The organism is Tardiphaga sp. 862_B3_N4_1, from assembly GCF_051811085.1.
GTDB lineage: Bacteria > Pseudomonadota > Alphaproteobacteria > Rhizobiales > Xanthobacteraceae > Tardiphaga > Tardiphaga robiniae.
Genome location: NZ_JBPWQB010000002.1, coordinates 2,267,860 through 2,283,309, shown reverse-complemented (window position 1 = coordinate 2,283,309; position 15,450 = coordinate 2,267,860). Strand labels below are relative to the sequence as shown.

Annotated in this window: 14 protein-coding genes; 12 read left to right on the top strand and 2 right to left on the bottom strand. The window is 61.9% G+C overall.

Features of this window, described 5'->3' with window-relative positions:
• Positions 1–93: 93 nt before the first annotated feature.
• Positions 94–1,071: a Bug family tripartite tricarboxylate transporter substrate binding protein gene (locus AB8B02_RS28030; RefSeq protein ID WP_176454493.1), complete on the top strand. Its 978-nt coding sequence runs from the start codon at positions 94–96 to the stop codon at positions 1,069–1,071.
• Between the two features lie 393 nt (positions 1,072–1,464).
• Here the strand turns inward: AB8B02_RS28030 and AB8B02_RS28025 are convergent, their stop codons facing one another.
• Complete coding sequence (locus tag AB8B02_RS28025; protein WP_439065765.1) at positions 1,465–3,699, bottom strand: putative bifunctional diguanylate cyclase/phosphodiesterase; 2,235 nt, start codon at positions 3,697–3,699, stop codon at positions 1,465–1,467.
• 378 nt (positions 3,700–4,077) lie between these two features.
• Between AB8B02_RS28025 and mepA the strand changes: the two genes are divergently transcribed.
• The 6 genes from mepA (at position 4,078) to modC (ending at position 8,256) form a co-directional block, all read left to right on the top strand.
• Positions 4,078–5,013, top strand: coding sequence for a penicillin-insensitive murein endopeptidase (gene mepA / locus AB8B02_RS28020; RefSeq protein WP_093760098.1), 936 nt, complete (start codon positions 4,078–4,080; stop codon positions 5,011–5,013).
• A 151-nt stretch (positions 5,014–5,164) separates the two neighbouring features.
• The gene (locus AB8B02_RS28015; protein ID WP_089262895.1) at positions 5,165–5,374 is read left to right on the top strand and encodes a TOBE domain-containing protein; all 210 of its coding nucleotides are present in this window, start codon (positions 5,165–5,167) and stop codon (positions 5,372–5,374) included.
• 2 nt (positions 5,375–5,376) lie between these two features.
• Complete coding sequence (locus tag AB8B02_RS28010) at positions 5,377–5,895, top strand: hypothetical protein (protein ID WP_439065764.1); 519 nt, start codon at positions 5,377–5,379, stop codon at positions 5,893–5,895.
• Positions 5,896–6,088: 193 nt separating this feature from the next.
• Positions 6,089–6,874, top strand: a complete 786-nt coding sequence (gene modA / locus AB8B02_RS28005; protein WP_439065763.1) for a molybdate ABC transporter substrate-binding protein — start codon at positions 6,089–6,091, stop codon at positions 6,872–6,874.
• A 3-nt stretch (positions 6,875–6,877) separates the two neighbouring features.
• On the top strand, positions 6,878–7,573 hold the full coding sequence (gene modB / locus AB8B02_RS28000; protein ID WP_439065762.1) for a molybdate ABC transporter permease subunit: 696 nt from the start codon (positions 6,878–6,880) through the stop codon (positions 7,571–7,573).
• Positions 7,574–7,575: 2 nt separating this feature from the next.
• The gene (modC, locus tag AB8B02_RS27995; RefSeq protein WP_068733910.1) at positions 7,576–8,256 is read left to right on the top strand and encodes a molybdenum ABC transporter ATP-binding protein; all 681 of its coding nucleotides are present in this window, start codon (positions 7,576–7,578) and stop codon (positions 8,254–8,256) included.
• 5 nt (positions 8,257–8,261) lie between these two features.
• On the opposite strand, the gene AB8B02_RS27990 is transcribed toward modC, so the two are convergent.
• The gene (locus AB8B02_RS27990; RefSeq protein ID WP_439065761.1) at positions 8,262–10,058 is read right to left on the bottom strand and encodes a potassium/proton antiporter; all 1,797 of its coding nucleotides are present in this window, start codon (positions 10,056–10,058) and stop codon (positions 8,262–8,264) included.
• Positions 10,059–10,297: 239 nt separating this feature from the next.
• Here AB8B02_RS27990 and AB8B02_RS27985 point away from each other — a divergent pair, with 239 nt between their 5' ends.
• The 5 genes from AB8B02_RS27985 to AB8B02_RS27965 all read left to right on the top strand — a co-directional run bounded on the left by AB8B02_RS27985 (position 10,298) and on the right by AB8B02_RS27965 (position 15,403).
• Positions 10,298–11,620, top strand: coding sequence for a mechanosensitive ion channel family protein (locus AB8B02_RS27985; protein ID WP_175368541.1), 1,323 nt, complete (start codon positions 10,298–10,300; stop codon positions 11,618–11,620).
• 5 nt (positions 11,621–11,625) lie between these two features.
• Entirely contained in the window at positions 11,626–12,339 is a 714-nt protein-coding gene (gene sfsA, locus AB8B02_RS27980; protein WP_439065760.1) for a DNA/RNA nuclease SfsA, read from the top strand.
• Positions 12,340–12,470: 131 nt separating this feature from the next.
• On the top strand, positions 12,471–13,298 hold the full coding sequence (gene map, locus AB8B02_RS27975) for a type I methionyl aminopeptidase (protein WP_320446474.1): 828 nt from the start codon (positions 12,471–12,473) through the stop codon (positions 13,296–13,298).
• A gap of 97 nt (positions 13,299–13,395) precedes the next feature.
• On the top strand, positions 13,396–14,013 hold the full coding sequence (locus tag AB8B02_RS27970) for a JAB domain-containing protein (protein ID WP_439065759.1): 618 nt from the start codon (positions 13,396–13,398) through the stop codon (positions 14,011–14,013).
• A 148-nt stretch (positions 14,014–14,161) separates the two neighbouring features.
• The gene (locus AB8B02_RS27965; protein WP_439065758.1) at positions 14,162–15,403 is read left to right on the top strand and encodes a tyrosine-type recombinase/integrase; all 1,242 of its coding nucleotides are present in this window, start codon (positions 14,162–14,164) and stop codon (positions 15,401–15,403) included.
• Positions 15,404–15,450: the final 47 nt, after the last annotated feature.

The window sequence follows — 15,450 nt, the reverse complement described above, 5'->3', positions numbered from 1 at the left end:
GGCAGTGGAAGCGCCAGTAAGCCTGGAGGAGCCAACACCATGGTTCCCAAGATGTCATGCAGGAGTTTCAGAATGCCAAGCAAGGATTTACGGATGAAGTGGACGACGTTTCTTTTGGCGGCGCTGGTAGCGCCTGTCGCCTTGGGCGTGCCCGGCGCGGCAGCGGCCGGCTTTCCGGAAAAAATGATCACAATCGTGGTCCCTTATCCGGCTGGAAGCACGGCGGACGCGATTCCACGACTAGTGGCTCCGCTGATGTCGAAGTCGCTCGGCGTCACCGTGATCATCGAGAACCGCGGCGGCGCCAACGGCTCGATCGGAGCGGCTCGCGTCGCCGCTTCGCCGGCGGATGGCTATACGATTCTGCTCGCGACAACCGGCATGATGGCGATCAATCCGTGGATCTATGAAAAGCCCGCCTATAATTCCGAAAAGGATTTCGCGCCCATCACCAATGGCGCTTCGACGCCGAACATCCTGGTCGTCAATCCGTCGGTCAAGGCGAACTCGCTGAAGGAACTGGTGGCGCTGGCCAAGGCCGAGCCGGGCAAGCTGACATTTGCGTCAGCCGGTATCGGCAGCACGAGCCATCTGTGCGGCGAGACGCTGAAGGTGCTCGAAGGCATCGATGCCGTCCACATCCCGTATCAGGGCGCAGCTCCGGCACTTCAGGATGTCATCGGTGGTCAGGTGTCCATGATGTGCGATAATCTGTCGAACACGGTCCAGCAGGTACAAAGCGGAGCGCTGAGGCCCATCGTCGTGACCGCGCCTGAACCAAGCAAACAGCTGCCCAATGTGCCGACGTCACCGCAGGCAGGCTATCCCGATCTCCTCGCGGGCAACTGGTACGGCTTTGTCGCTCCATCGGCGACCCCCAAGGACGTGATTGAGAAGCTCAACACATCGATCGTGGAGGCGTTGCGAGATTCAACTGTTTCGGCTCGCCTGGAAGGCCTTGGTTTGACCGTGATCGCGGACAAGCCCGATCAGTTCGGAGCTGTTATCGCCAAGGATTCTGCGCGGATGGAAAATATCGTGAAGCGCTCGAAAGCGAAGATTTCCAACTAGGGATTTTTCGGCATCCCTCCGAGCTTAAACTGGTATTGACTTTAGTCCTAGATTGAGTTACCTCGCTTTCAGCCTGCTCGATTGCTGCGTGCTCATGACACACAGCGTCGATCAGACTGCAGCGGCGACCCGGTCATCCGGGCAGCTGCTGGTGGAGCGCCGGGAGGCGCAGCGTTCGCTCGGCGGGCTTCGCACCCCCACCGATGTCGTAACGCGCGCGTCTTCCCTGCGGGACTCGCAATCCCGCCGGTGCTGACGTGCGGGCCGGCCCTCGCAAGGCCAGCCTCAAGGGGTTTCGCAAACCCCTGGCGCCTCCCGGCGCTCCATTCTCGCAATGGGAAACGGGATGAAGGGTCGTCCGCGCCCTCGCTGAAGCGGAGATCGGCGCGTGCCTTATGCGACCTGCGCGCGGACGGACAGTTCCGCATCCGGCGCAGCAATGGCCTGAGCGCGCAGCAGCTCGATGATCTCCTCGTTCGGTCGCGCGCGGCTGAACAGGAAGCCCTGCCCTTCATGGCAGCCTTCACTGCGCAGGCAGGCGAGTTCAGATTCGGTCTCGACGCCTTCCGCCGTGATGGTGACACCGAGGCCCATGCCGAGGCTGATGATCGAACGCACGATGGCCTGCGCGTCGCGATTGGAGCCGAGATCGCGCACGAAGGACTGGTCGATCTTGATCTTGTCGAACGGAAAGCTTCTGAGATAGCTCAGCGACGAATAGCCGGTTCCGAAATCGTCCATCGAGATGCGCACGCCGAGCGCGCGCAGCGCGTGCAGGGTCGCCAGCACCTGATTGCTCTTTTCCAGCAGCAGCGTCTCGGTGATCTCCAGTTCAAGCCGCCGCGGCGGCAGTCCCGAATGCTTCAGCGCATCCATCACCACCGAGAGCAGATTGCCAACGCGGAACTGCAGCGGCGACAGATTGACTGCGACGCGCACTTCATCGGGCCAGCGCGCAGCCTCATTGCAGGCCCGGCGCAGTATCTGCGTGCCGAGCGCATTGATCAGGCCGGTGTCTTCCGCAACGGGGATGAAATCCGCCGGCGAGATCATGCCGCGCTCCGCATGCGGCCAGCGCACCAGCGCCTCGCAGCCTGTGATGCGGCCGGTCTTGAGATCGATCAGCGGCTGATAGAATGGCCGGAGCTGATCGTCCTGTATGGCGGAGCGCAGATCGATCTCGATCTTGCGGCGCGCCTGCGCGCGAGCGTCCATGCCGGACTCGAAGAAGCTGAATGTGCCGCGCGAGTCGTTCTTGGCGCGCGACAGCGCCATGTCGGCGTTCTTGAGCAATCGCTCGGATTCGTCGCCGTCGCTCGGCGCCATCGCGATGCCAATGCTGGCGCCGATGACCACCGAATGACCGTCGAGCAGATAGGTCTCACCGACGGCGTCGAGCAGCCGGCGCGCCAGCAGCACGACATCCTCGGGACGGTTGATGCCGGTCTGGATGATGGCGAATTCGTCCGAGTTCAGCCGCGCCAGCGCGTCTTCCTCGCGCAATGACGACCGCAACCGCCGCGCCACGCCGCGCAGCAGCTTGTCGCCGATACCATGGCCGAGCGTGTCGTTGACGCCCTTGAAGTTGTCGAGGCCGAGAAACAGCACCGCGACCTTCTCGCCGGTGCGCCGGGTATGTGCGAGGACCTCGTCGAGACGCTGGCGCAGCAGGTTGCGATTTGGCAGGCCGGTGAGGCCATCATGATGCGACATGAAAGCCAGCCGCATCTCGGCACGCTTGCGCTCCGTGATATCCATCAGCGCCAGCATCACGGCTGGCTCCTCGTTGTAGACGAGGTGCCGCGAATAGATCGCCAGATCGATCAGCGAGCCGTCGGCCTTGACGTGTTTCCAGGTTCGCGCGGCCTGCTCGTCATTGGCATGATCGCCGACCCAGGGCGGGGCGGCCTCGAAGGCCTGCAACTGGCGGATGGTGAGTTTCTCGAACTCGGGACGCGTGTAACCGTAATGTTCGATCGCCGCGTCATTGACGCTGAGGATGCGTTCGTCATCGAGTGCGCAGACGATCATCGGCACCGGATTGCTTTCGAACAGCAGGCGGAACGACGCCTCGCGCTGTTTCAGCTCGGTGATGTCGACTCGCAGACCGATGACACCGCCGTCTTCGGTGAGCCGCTCTTCGATCAGGACGACGCGGCCGTCGGCCAGAACCTGTTCGTGGCGCTCGCCGGGATGGAACAGTTTGGCGACGCGTTCCGCGATCCATTCGTCCTCGCGACCGATGGCTTCAGGATAGTCGCCGCGCTCGACACCGACGCGGATCGTGTCCTGCAGACGCGCACCCGGCACGAACTGATCCGAGCTGCGGTTGTAGATTTCCGCGTACTTCTTGTTCCAGAGGATGTAGCGCCCGTCGGAATCGAGAAACACGATGCCTTGCGGCAGGATGTCGATCGCCTCGCGCAGACGCTCGTGGGATTTGCGGGCTTCCGCGATCGCCGCCTCGGCCTGGGCACGCTGTCGCACGATCTCGCGGATGGGACCGCTGACAAGACCCTTTTTCGGCGCCAGTTTCGGCGCAGCCGCGATCGCCCGGCTCGGCCGGGTGATCCGAGACGCCAGTCCGGCTTTCGCTTTCTTTTTCGCTTCAGGCCGGAACTTCGGCATCAATGATCCACTCGCAACGCGCGTGTGACAATATGTGCAAGAAGTGTCTGAAAAAACGGTATCAATGCCCGTTCACAGCAACCGATTACCGTCTGAACTGCGCGCCTGTACACATCCCATGCCTTCACAACAGGCAAAAACCGTGGGCGTATGGTTACCCGTGTCTGGGCGTTACCGGGTCACGCGCGATCATCCCCGCCAAGTGAGAGACGCAAGCGGCTCGAAACGCTGATAAAACGACTGAGCCGGTGGCAACAGGAGGACCGGCAAACCCAAACGCAAAAAAAAGCGCCAGCGTCAGACGTGGTTACCCACGCGTTAAAATCATGCGTGCCGCAGGTCACTCACCTCATCGACAGCTTCAGCTATAGTCGCAGCATGAGCCTTCGCCTGATTCTCAGCCTCATATTCCTGCCCGCCGTCATTGCTTCAACGCCGCTGGCGTTGGCGCAAACCAAAGGCAGCGTCGATCTGAAACCGCTGCCGCCGCTGGCCAATCCGAACGACCCGGCCATCGGCGCCAAAGAACTATTCGGCCGCAAGGTGCTGCCGACGAAATCGCCGGTGCGCGTGGTCGGCTTCTACGCCAAGGGCTGCATCGCAGGCGCCGAAGCGCTGCCGATCAACGGGCCGACCTGGCAGGTGATGCGGCTATCGCGCAATCGCAACTGGGCGCATCCGCAACTGGTCGAGCTGCTGGAGCGGCTATCGGTCAAGGCTAACAAGAACGCCGGCTGGCCAGGCATCCTGGTCGGTGATATGTCGCAGCCGCGCGGCGGCCCGATGATCACAGGCCATGCCAGCCATCAGGTCGGGCTTGATGCCGATATCTGGCTGACGCCGATGCCGAACCGCCAGCTCTCGCGCAACGAGCGCGAGGAAATGTCGGCGGTGATGATGGTGCGGCACGACCGGCTCGACATCGATCCGACCACCTGGACGCCGTCCCATCTGCCGGTGATCCGCGCCGCGGCGGTGGAGCCCAGCGTGGAGCGCATCTTCGTCAACGCCGCCATCAAGAAGGCGCTGTGCCGCGAGGCCAAAGGCGACCGCAGCTGGCTGTCGAAGGTGCGGCCGATGTACGGCCATGATTATCACTTCCATGTCCGCATCAAATGCCCGGTCGGCAGTGCCGAATGCGAATCCCAGCCACCGCCGACTGATTCCGAGGGCTGCAGCGCCGGCGATCTGGCTTACTGGTTCAGCGATGCCGTGCTGCATCCAAAACCGCCGCCGGTTCCGCCCAAACCGAAGCCACCGATGACGCTCGCAGAAATGCCGGCTGCGTGCCGACAGGTTCTGACGGCACCGTGATCGGCCGATTGGCTATCGCATTGTCGTGAAACCGGGTTAGAACACGCCATCGTTGTGCCGTAAGCCGACGATCAACAACGGGCGCCCCTCCCGAACTCCCTCCATATCAGCCGCGGCTGTCAGCTGCCCGGCCCAATCGGCGAGATCCAACATGCGCATCAGTGCACGCAACCAGATCAAGGGTACTGTCCTCGAAGTCACCAAGGGCGCGACCACGTCACATGTCCGCGTCGACATCGGCGGCGGCCAGGTCGTGACCTCGTCGATCACCAACGAAGCCGTTGACGATCTGGCGCTCAAGGCCGGCGGCAAATGCATCGTCGTGGTGAAAGCCTCCGACGTCATGATCGCGGTGGATTGATCATGCGTGCGCGTCTGATTGTCGCGCTCACACTGCTCGGTTCGGCGCCTGCGCTATTTGGCTCGGCGCCAGCCTGGGCGGCCGAGCCCAGCGGCTGTGACAAGTTCAAGTGGTCGATCGACAAGGAACGCGCCGCACTGACGGCGCAAGATCGCCTCAAGATTACCTCTGGTGCCGACCTCGCAATTCCCGCCGCAGCGATCCTTGATTTGAAGACACCCGCTGAGGCGAAGCTGCCGACGTCTCCAGAGCGAAAGCCGAAAGACGGCACATTTGCAGGCTTTGCGCGCTTCCAGAAGGCGCCGAAGGCTGGCACATACACCGTCAGCCTGTCGGCGGCGGCGTGGGTCGACGTGGTGCAGGATGGCGAGATCCTGAAGCCGATGGAGTTCAGCGGCGCGACCGACTGCGTCGGCATCCGTAAGACCATGAAGTACGATCTCGCGGCAGGTCCGTTCGTGATCCAGGTCAGCGGCGTGACTGAAAACACCATCAGCCTGGCCGTGCTGCCGTCCGAGTGACGGCAGCCTTAGAGGCCTCCGCGCCCAAGGGCCTTTACCCCCTTGGCCAGCCTGATATTATTCCCCAGCGATATCCCCTGCGGACCGTAAGTCCTCGGGATTGCCGGAACGGCGCTTCCGCCTGTCGCATGTCCCACCCAACCAACGCCTGAGTTGCGCGCACTTTGCGCTGCGCTCACGCATGGAGCGCCACATGAACCGTTTTGCCGGACTTTTCGCTGCGTTCTCGATCCTGCTCGGATCGACCTTCACGCCTGCCCATGCGCAGGACAAAACCCTCACCGTGTTCGCCGCAGCGTCGATGAAGAACGCGCTCGACGAGCTCGATGCCGCCTATACGGCCAAGACCGGCGTGAAGATCACCGCCAGCTATGCGGCAAGCTCGGCGCTCGCCAAGCAGATCGAACAGGGCGCGCCGGCCGATGTCTTCGTGTCCGCCGACACCGACTGGATGGACTACGCCATCGGCAAAAAGAACATCAACGTCGCCACGCGCACCGACCTGCTCGGCAACAGCATCGTGCTGATCGCCGCAAAGGACGCCAAGCTCGACAACGTCACCATCGGTCAAGGCTTCGATCTCGCCAAGCTCGCCGGCGACGGCAAGATCGCCACCGGCGATGTGAAGTCGGTCCCGGTCGGCAAATACGCAAAGGCCGCGCTTGAGAAGCTCGGCAGCTGGACCGCCGCCGAGTCGAAATTCGCCATGGCCGAGAGCGTGCGCGCTGCGCTGACGCTGGTCTCACGCGGTGAAGCTCCGCTTGGCATCGTCTATGCGACCGATGCCAAGATCGATCCGGGCGTGAAGATCATTGGCACCTTCCCGTCGGACTCGCATCCTGCGATCATCTATCCGATAGCTGCGACCACCACCGCCAAGAGCGAAGCCGCCAACTACCTGACCTTCCTGAGGTCATCGGCCGCAAAGACGGTTCTCGAGAAGTACGGCTTCACTTTCCTGGTCAAGCCGACGTCCTGACACGTGTCCAACATCTCCCCTGAAGAATGGACGGCGATCCTGCTTTCAGTCAGGGTCGCCGTGATCGCGACATTGATCTCGACGCCGATTGGAATCGGCGTCGCCTGGCTACTCGCTCGGCGTGACTTCTGGGGCAAGCCGATCATCGACGCCATAATCTATCTGCCGCTGGTGCTCCCGCCCGTCGTCACCGGCTATCTGCTGCTGTTGCTGCTCGGCAAGCGCGGCCTTCTCGGCGCGTGGCTGGCCGAACATCTCGGCATCGTCTTCGCCTTTCGCTGGACGGGTGCCGCGCTTGCATGCGGCGTGATGTCGTTCCCTCTGCTTGTGCGGCCGATCCGGCTCTCGATTGAAGCGGTTGACCGGCGGCTCGAACAGGCGTCGAGCACGCTCGGCGCATCGCCCTGGAAGGTGTTTGCGACCGTGACCTTGCCGCTGGCGCTGCCCGGCGTCCTGGCCGGCATGGTGCTCGGCTTTGCCAAGGCCATCGGCGAATTCGGCGCCACCATTACTTTCGTCTCAAACATTCCCGGCGAGACCCAGACGATTTCCTCCGCGATCTACTCGTTGATCCAGACGCCCGACGGTGACGCGGCAGCCTCACGTCTGGTGATGATCTCCATCGGCATCGCTGTGCTGGCGCTTATCGCTTCGGAATGGTTCGCGCGCCGCGCGACGCAACGGCTGCACGGAAACTGATCGTGCTGCGCGTTGATGTGTTCAAACAACTCGGCGAATTTTCGGTCGACGTCGCCTTCACCAGCGAAGGCCGCGTGACGGGCCTGTTCGGCTCCTCAGGTGCGGGCAAGACCTCGCTGGTCAGCATGATTGCCGGCCTCGTGCAGCCGGATCGCGGCATCATCGCCGTGGATAGTGACGTGCTCTATGACGGCAGCGCGCGCATCCACGTCCCGCCGCATCGGCGCCGCATCGGCTACGTGTTTCAGGATGCGCGACTGTTTCCGCATCTGAGCGTCGCGCAGAACCTCGATTACGGTCGCCGGATGAACCGTCTGACACGCGACCCCGCTGAGGAAACACGCATTACAGAGATGCTTGATATCGGACACCTGCTCGATCGTCGTCCCGGCGGCCTCTCGGGCGGTGAGCGCCAGCGCGTCGCGCTGGGACGTGCGCTACTATCGCAACCGCGGCTGCTACTGCTCGACGAACCGATGGGTGCGCTCGACGAGGAGCGGAAGGCGGAGATCCTGCCCTACCTCAAGCGGCTGCGCGATGCAGGCGATGTGCCGATGGTCTTCGTCAGTCACGATGCCGACGAGATGCGGCAACTGGCGACGCAGGTCGTGATGCTGAAGCGCGGCCGTGTCGCGGCCTTCGGTGGCACAGAGATCCTGCCGCGTATCATCCCGGCAGCCTGAGCCAATCAGGCGCCGGACAGCGTGGTCCAGCCTCGCTTCAGTTTCGCCTTGAAGGCTTGCCTGCGTGTCAACTTCGGCGGCGCGGGATCTTCATCTTCGGGCAGACGCAGACCGACCACGTTGACACGCCCGCCGCCAAGGCTGCGCGCGACGAGATCGATACTGTCGATCGGCAAGGCAGCCCCAACGGTCGGCGCATGATCGAGATGGATATCGAAATAATCGGCCAGCGTCAGCGATGCCTGAGCTGGATCAACGGCGATGCCGTAAATCGCCGCAAGATCGCCGAGAGTGATTTCGCCAGACACCATGAAATCACCAAGCAGATGCGGGTCTGGCGCCGTGCTCGGCGGCATGTCGACAAAGAAGCGATCCAGCGCCTCGGCCTTTTCCGGCGGCGCCAGCAGATAGATGTAATCGCCGGCCGTAACGGGCTCGGCCTCCGCCGGCGTCAGGATGCGCTCATCGCGAATGACCAGCGTCGGCTTCGACCATGACGGAATGAGGTTGCGTTTCAGGTAGAGGCTCTTCGGGCGCACGGCATAGCCGACCAGTTGCTGTTCGAGCTGACCTGGCAAATCGAGTTCGATACGGCGCGGCCCCCTGTCGGTGCGCGGCAGAGCGACATGCAGCTTCCGGGCGGCAAAGGCCAGCGTCCATCCCTGAAACAACAGCGAGATGATCACGACCACGAAAGCGACGTCGAAATAAAGCGACGCCTTGGGCAGACCAACCAGCATCGGGATCGAGGCAAGGAAGATTGCGACGGCACCGCGCAGGCCGACCCACGAAACGAACATCTTTTCGCGCCAGTTGAAGCGGAAGGGCTGCAAACACAGGAAGACCGCGACCGGGCGCGCCACGAACATCAGAACCAGGGCAACGCCGACCGCCGGAACGATGCTGCCCACCAGCCGCTCCGGCGACACCAGAAGACCGAGCATGACGAACATCACGATCTGCGCCAGCCACGTCGCAGCGTCGAGGAACGTCACCACGGAATTATGCGCCCGCGTCGGACGATTGCCGATGATGATGCCGGCAAGATAGACCGCCAGAAAGCCTGAGGCGTGAGCGATCTGAGCCAGCCCGAAGATCACCAAAGCCGCGGTGCAGACGAAGGGCGCATGCAGCCCCTGCGGCAACGCCACGCGATTCATGGCCAGGACAACCAGCCGGCCACCGACGACGCCGATCAGGGTGCCCAGCACGGCTTCCTGAACAAATTCCATTGCCACGTGACCGGCAGAGGCGTCGCCCAGCGACAGAAGCTTGACCAGCGTCAGGGTCAGAAAGACGGCGAACGGATCGTTCGTTCCGGACTCAACTTCGAGTGTCGCACCAACCCTCGGCCTAAGGCGCAGGCCTTGCGCATGGACCAGCAGAAAGACAGCCGCCGCGTCGGTGGAAGCCACCACCGCGCCGGTCAGCAGCGCCTGGGTCCAGTTCAGGTCGAGGGCATATTTGGCGACCGGTGCCGTGATCAACGCCGTCAACAACACGCCAATCGTGGCCAGCACCATCGACGGGGCCAGCACCGCGCGAATGGCCTGAAATCGTGTCTTCAACCCACCGTCGAACAGGATCAGCGCGAGTGCAACCGAGCCCACCACATAGGTTGTATGGACGTCGTCAAACCGCAGTCCGCCAGGGCCCGCTTCGCCGGCCACCATGCCGATAAACAGGAAGAACAGCAGCAATGGCGCGCCGAAGCGAAGCGCAAGCAGGCTGGACAGGATGCCGGCCATAACCAGAACTGCGCCGAGAAGGATGGCAATGCTGACGGAATCAAGTGACGCCATGAGGCTCCGAGGCCGGAAATACTTGTAAATCCATGCTTATCGTCGTCATCCCGAGACGCCAAACGTTTTCTGCGTGATACCTATTTGCAGGTATATTTCTCGGGAATTGCCTAAGGCAGAAGCTCCGCTCGATGGCGTCGACGTGGTGCTTGTGTGAATCTCTGCCCATCCGAATCAAATGCGCCGTCCAGCGATGATTCCACACCACACGATACATTCACGACAACGAGAGCCGCGCGATGCTTGACCTGACCGACACCCACGAATTCGTGCTGGCAACCGCACGATCGTTCGGCGCCGAGGTAACCTCGCCGTGGTTCTATCTGCAGCTCGGACTGATGATGGCCGGTGGTGGCATTGCCTTCGCCATCGGGGCCGCAATCCGCTCGCGGGTCGATATGACCTCGCTGGCGATGGGCTGGCCGGCGCCGCTGCGCATGTTCATGCGCATTCTTGTCGGCAGCGCAGCCACCGCGGCCTTTGCGATCCTGATGACCCTCGATCGAGTGATCATGCTGAGCGTGACATGGCCGAGCCGCAGCTATTTGCTGTCGGTGGCCGCGAAGCTTGCACTCGCGTGGCTAGTGATCCGGCTTGTCACCAGCGTGATCCGTAACGAATTCCTGGTCCGGCTGGTGTCGATCTCGGCCTGGTTCGTGGCGGCCCTCAGCATTGTCGGCCAGTTGCAGCCGACCATCACCATGCTGGATGCGAACGGGATCGACCTCGGAGGCCTCCGGCTGACCCCGCTACTCTTGATCAAGCTCGGCGTCTTGCTCGCGGTAGCGCTATGGCTCTCGAACATCGCCAGCAATTTTCTCGAAGGCCGGATCAGGCAATCCCATGACCTCACGCCCTCGATCCAGGTCCTGCTGATCAAGCTGGTGCGCCTGCTCTTGATGGTGTTCGCCGTCGCTCTCGTCATGGGTGCGGTCGGCATCAACCTTTCGGCGCTCGCCGTGTTCTCCGGTGCAGTCGGTGTCGGTATCGGTTTCGGCCTGCAGAAAATCGTCGCCAATTTCATCAGCGGCGTGATCCTGCTGGCGGACAAATCGGTGAAGCCCGGCGACCTCGTCACCATCGGCGACAGCTCTGGCCGCATCAGTGCGATGAATACGCGTTACATCTCGGTCGCCGCGGGCGACGGCCGCGAGTTCCTGATCCCCAACGAGGACCTCATTACCCAGAAGGTGGTGAACTGGACCTATACGGACAAGGACACGCTGGTGAAGGTCAATTTCAGCGCCAATTACGATGCGGATCCGCGCGTCGTCTGCAAGCTGGCTATCGACGTCGCAACGGCATCGCCACGGGCCAATACGGCCAAGACGCCGAACTGCATCCTCACCGAATTTGCCGAAGCCGGCATGAAATTCTCACTGACCTTCTGGATCGACTCGCCCGACGGCATGGATGCCGTGAAGAGCGAGGTGATGCTGGGACTGTGGGATGCCTTCAAGCGTGAGGGCATCCGCGTGCCCTATCCGGTCCGCGAGCTGAAGATCCGTGGCGGTGCACTACCGGTCGAAACCATTGTCGAAGTCGCATCCGGTCCGGAATAGTTCCGATGAAGCTACAGGCCGATCTGGTTCCAGCGACGCTGCTGCGGCGCTACAAGCGCTTCCTTGCCGATGTCGAGCTCGCCGATGGCAGCATGATCACCGCCCATGTCGCCAATCCCGGCGCGATGCTCGGCCTGCAGGCGCCGGGCGCGCGGGTCTGGCTGTCGAAGTCGCCGAGCAAGACCCGCAAGCTGCCTTTTTCATGGGAGCTGATCGAAGCCGATTTCGGCAATGGCCCGGAACTGGTCGGCGTCAATACAATGCACCCCAATGCCATTGTCGCGGAGGCCCTCGCCGCCAACGCGATCCCCGAACTCGCCGGCTACGACATCATCCGCCGCGAGGTGAAATATGGTGCGGCATCGCGGGTGGATTTCCTGCTGGAACACCCGTCACGGCCGCCCTGCTATGTCGAGGTCAAGAACGTCCACATGATGCGCCAGCCCGGATTGGCCGAGTTCCCGGATTCCGTCACCGCGCGCGGCGCCCGTCATCTCGACGAACTGGCCGCCATGGTCGCTGCGGGTGCACGGGCCATGATGCTGTTCGTGGTCCAGATCGGCTCGTCCACGGCTTTTGCACTGGCGCGGGATATCGACCCGGCCTATGGCCGCGCCTTCGACAAGGCCCGCGCCGCAGGCGTCGAAGCCATCGCCTATACCTGCCAGATCGACCACGGCAGCATCGTTCTGGCCGGCCGAGTGCCGATTCAGCCATGAATATGGCCGGCTTGGGAACCGAGCGATGAGATCCCGGAGGGGCTGCTTTGGCTTGCGCTGACCGCCCCAGCCATTAAATTGGGGCCTCAAATAACACATTCCCGTCGCATCCTGCCTGGCAAGATCACCTGATGAGCTACGTCGAAGCCTCCGAAACCTCCCAGCGCAAAACCGGTCAGATCAAGCTGCATGGTCCCGCCGCTTTTGCTGGCATGCGCAAGGCCGGCGCGCTGGTGTCGCAGTGCCTGGACGAGCTGACCGATCTGGTGAAGCCGGGCGTGCTGACCTCGGCGATCGACGACTTCGTCCGCGAATTCGCCTTCAGCCATGGCGCCTTCCCGGCCACGCTGATGTATCGCGGCTATCGCTATTCGACCTGCACGTCGATCAATCATGTGGTCTGCCATGGCATGCCCGGCGACCGTGCGCTGAAGGAAGGCGACATTGTCAATGTCGACGTCACCTTCATCGTCGAGGGCTGGTATGGCGATTCCAGTCGCATGTATGGCGTCGGCGAACTCGCCCGCAAGGCGGAGCGTCTGGTCGAGGTTACCTATGAATCGCTGATGCGCGGCATCGCCGTGGTCAAGCCCGGCAATACCACCGGCGACATCGGCCATGCGATCCAGAGCTTCGTCGAACCGCAGCAGATGAGCGTGGTGCGCGACTTCTGCGGCCATGGCCTCGGCCGCATGTTCCATGACGAGCCGAATATCATCCATGTCGGCCGCCCTGGCGAAGGCGTGACCTTGCGCCCCGGCATGTTCTTCACCATCGAGCCGATGATCAATCTCGGTAAGCCGCATGTGAAGGTTCTGTCCGACGGCTGGACCGCCGTGACCCGCGACCGGTCGCTGTCGGCGCAGTTCGAGCACACCGTCGGCGTGACGGCGACCGGCGTCGAGATTTTCACGCTGTCCAAGCGGCATAACGAACAGCCGCCCGTGCCCGCCGCCTAAACTTCAAATCGCCACACGACATCGAACACTTTCTGGTTGCAAATGCAGCCAGGCACGGCATGCTCGCGGATAATGTCCATGCGAGCGTTTGCGCCACATGCCCGTCAGCCCCATCGATCCGACTGCGCCGCCGGGTCTTGCCGAAGCGCCGCATTATCATGGCCATCGGGAGCGACTGCGGGAACGCTTTCGCAGTGTCGGTGCCGATGCGCTGAGCGACTACGAGCTGTTGGAAATGGTGCTGTTCCGTGCGCTGCCGCGCAGGGATGTGAAGCCGCTGGCGAAATCGCTGATCACGAAATTCGGCTCCTTCGCTGAGACGGTGCATGCCCCGGACACGCGGCTGCGCGAGGTCGACGGCCTCGGTGAAGCCGCCATCACCGAGATCAAGCTGATCGCCGCTGCCACCAGCCGCGTCGCCAAGGGGCAATTGAAGCAGCGCACCGTGCTGTCGTCATGGGCCACGGTGATCGACTATTGCCGAATGGCCATGGCCTTTGCTGATAAGGAGCAATTTCGCATCCTGTTCCTCGACAAGCGCAACCAGTTGATCTCGGACGAGGTGCAGCAGATCGGCACCGTCGATCACACACCGGTCTATCCGCGTGAGGTGGTGAAGCGTGCCCTCGAACTATCCGCGACAGCGATCATCATGGTCCACAACCATCCTACAGGCGCCATTTCGATCACGCACGGTCACGCTCTATCACATTGATAGATAAAGATTTTTTTGCTTGTCGCGCCCCCGGATATCATGGCATATTGGGGTCGGTTTAAGGGGGATCATCACCCCTTTTACCCCCAGTCGCCGACCCCCGCTGACCATCTGGCGACCCCACCAAAACAGCCTATGGGAGTGCACAATGCCAAGCCTTACAGATGGCGAAATCCGCCGGACTTTGAAGCAAGTGGAACAAACCGAGAAACAAGTGACTCTCGTTGATGGTGAAGGGCATGGCACGGGCCGTCTCGTTCTCACCATCAAGCCAATGCCGACCAGAGTGACAGCGGACTGGATGGCGCAGCAGTGGCGCGACAAGAAGCGCCTTAAGAAAAAGCTCGGATCCTATCCGGCAATGTCGCTCGCCCAAGCCCGCGAGGTCTTCAAGCGCGATTTCGCCACCCCCATCCAGAAGGGGCGCAGCATTAAGATCGCCGGAGACACGCGGCCCGGAACCGTGGGCGACCTTTTCGAGGCATATGCGAAGCACCTGAAGGACTCTGAAAAATCGTCGTGGAAAGAAGCCGAAAAAGGTCTGAACAAGATTGCCGACATGCTCGGCCGTCACCGGCCCGCTCGTGACATCGAACCCGATGAAGTGTCAGAGGTGATCCGCCCGATTTTCGAGCGGGGCAAAAAGTCAATGGCCGATCATGTCCGCAGCTACATCCGCTCGGCCTATAGCTGGGGGCTGAAATCCGAACATGATTATCGCTCCCACTCACCTCGGCGCTTTCATTTGATCATGAACCCCGCTGCTGGCATCCCAACAGAACCTAAGGTCGTGGGCACCCGTTGGCTCGACGAGGATGAGTTCCTTCGCCTCTATCGCTGGCTGGAGTGCCCGGACACGCCGATCCATCCTCCTTATGCCCGTGCTGTTCGTCTTCTGATGCTGACCGGCCAGCGCGTTGAGGAGATCGCCCGTCTCCACGTTGATCAATGGGATGCCCGCGAGAAAATCATCGACTGGTCGAAAACCAAGAATGGAAAGTCTCATGCGATCCCGGTTCCTGACATCGCTGTCGAGTTAATCGAGTCGATCAAGCCCAACGAGCATGGCTGGTTCTTTCCGTCGGCGATGGATCCAGAGAAGCCTGTCAGCCATGGAACGCTTTATGCCTTCATGTGGCGCCAGCGTGAACGGGAGGTCATCCCTGTCGTCACGAACCGCGATCTTCGCCGGACATGGAAGACTCTAGCCGGGAAGGCAGGAGTGACAAAGGAAATCCGCGATCGCCTTCAGAACCACACGCTTCAAGATGTAAGTTCCAAGAGCTACGATCGTTGGCACTACATGCCCGAGAAGCGAGCCGCGATGAAAAAATGGAACACTTTCGTCACTAAAATTCTGACGAAAAAGGGCCTGAAACGTGCGGCATGATCTGATCACCCGCCTACGCCAATCAACAGTAGGCAGGGCCTTTGTGC

Bases quoted from the DNA above. Each gene is read 5' to 3' on its own strand.
- AB8B02_RS28030 (WP_176454493.1), top strand. From the start codon at position 94: ATGAAGTGGACGACGTTTCTTTTGGCGGCGCTGGTAGCGCCTGTCGCC.
- AB8B02_RS28025 (WP_439065765.1), bottom strand. From the start codon at position 3,699: ATGCCGAAGTTCCGGCCTGAAGCGAAAAAGAAAGCGAAAGCCGGACTG.
- mepA (WP_093760098.1), top strand. From the start codon at position 4,078: ATGAGCCTTCGCCTGATTCTCAGCCTCATATTCCTGCCCGCCGTCATT.
- AB8B02_RS28015 (WP_089262895.1), top strand. From the start codon at position 5,165: ATGCGCATCAGTGCACGCAACCAGATCAAGGGTACTGTCCTCGAAGTC.
- AB8B02_RS28010 (WP_439065764.1), top strand. From the start codon at position 5,377: ATGCGTGCGCGTCTGATTGTCGCGCTCACACTGCTCGGTTCGGCGCCT.
- modA (WP_439065763.1), top strand. From the start codon at position 6,089: ATGAACCGTTTTGCCGGACTTTTCGCTGCGTTCTCGATCCTGCTCGGA.
- AB8B02_RS27990 (WP_439065761.1), bottom strand. From the start codon at position 10,058: ATGGCGTCACTTGATTCCGTCAGCATTGCCATCCTTCTCGGCGCAGTT.
- AB8B02_RS27985 (WP_175368541.1), top strand. From the start codon at position 10,298: ATGCTTGACCTGACCGACACCCACGAATTCGTGCTGGCAACCGCACGA.
- sfsA (WP_439065760.1), top strand. From the start codon at position 11,626: ATGAAGCTACAGGCCGATCTGGTTCCAGCGACGCTGCTGCGGCGCTAC.
- map (WP_320446474.1), top strand. From the start codon at position 12,471: ATGAGCTACGTCGAAGCCTCCGAAACCTCCCAGCGCAAAACCGGTCAG.
- AB8B02_RS27970 (WP_439065759.1), top strand. From the start codon at position 13,396: ATGCCCGTCAGCCCCATCGATCCGACTGCGCCGCCGGGTCTTGCCGAA.
- AB8B02_RS27965 (WP_439065758.1), top strand. From the start codon at position 14,162: ATGCCAAGCCTTACAGATGGCGAAATCCGCCGGACTTTGAAGCAAGTG.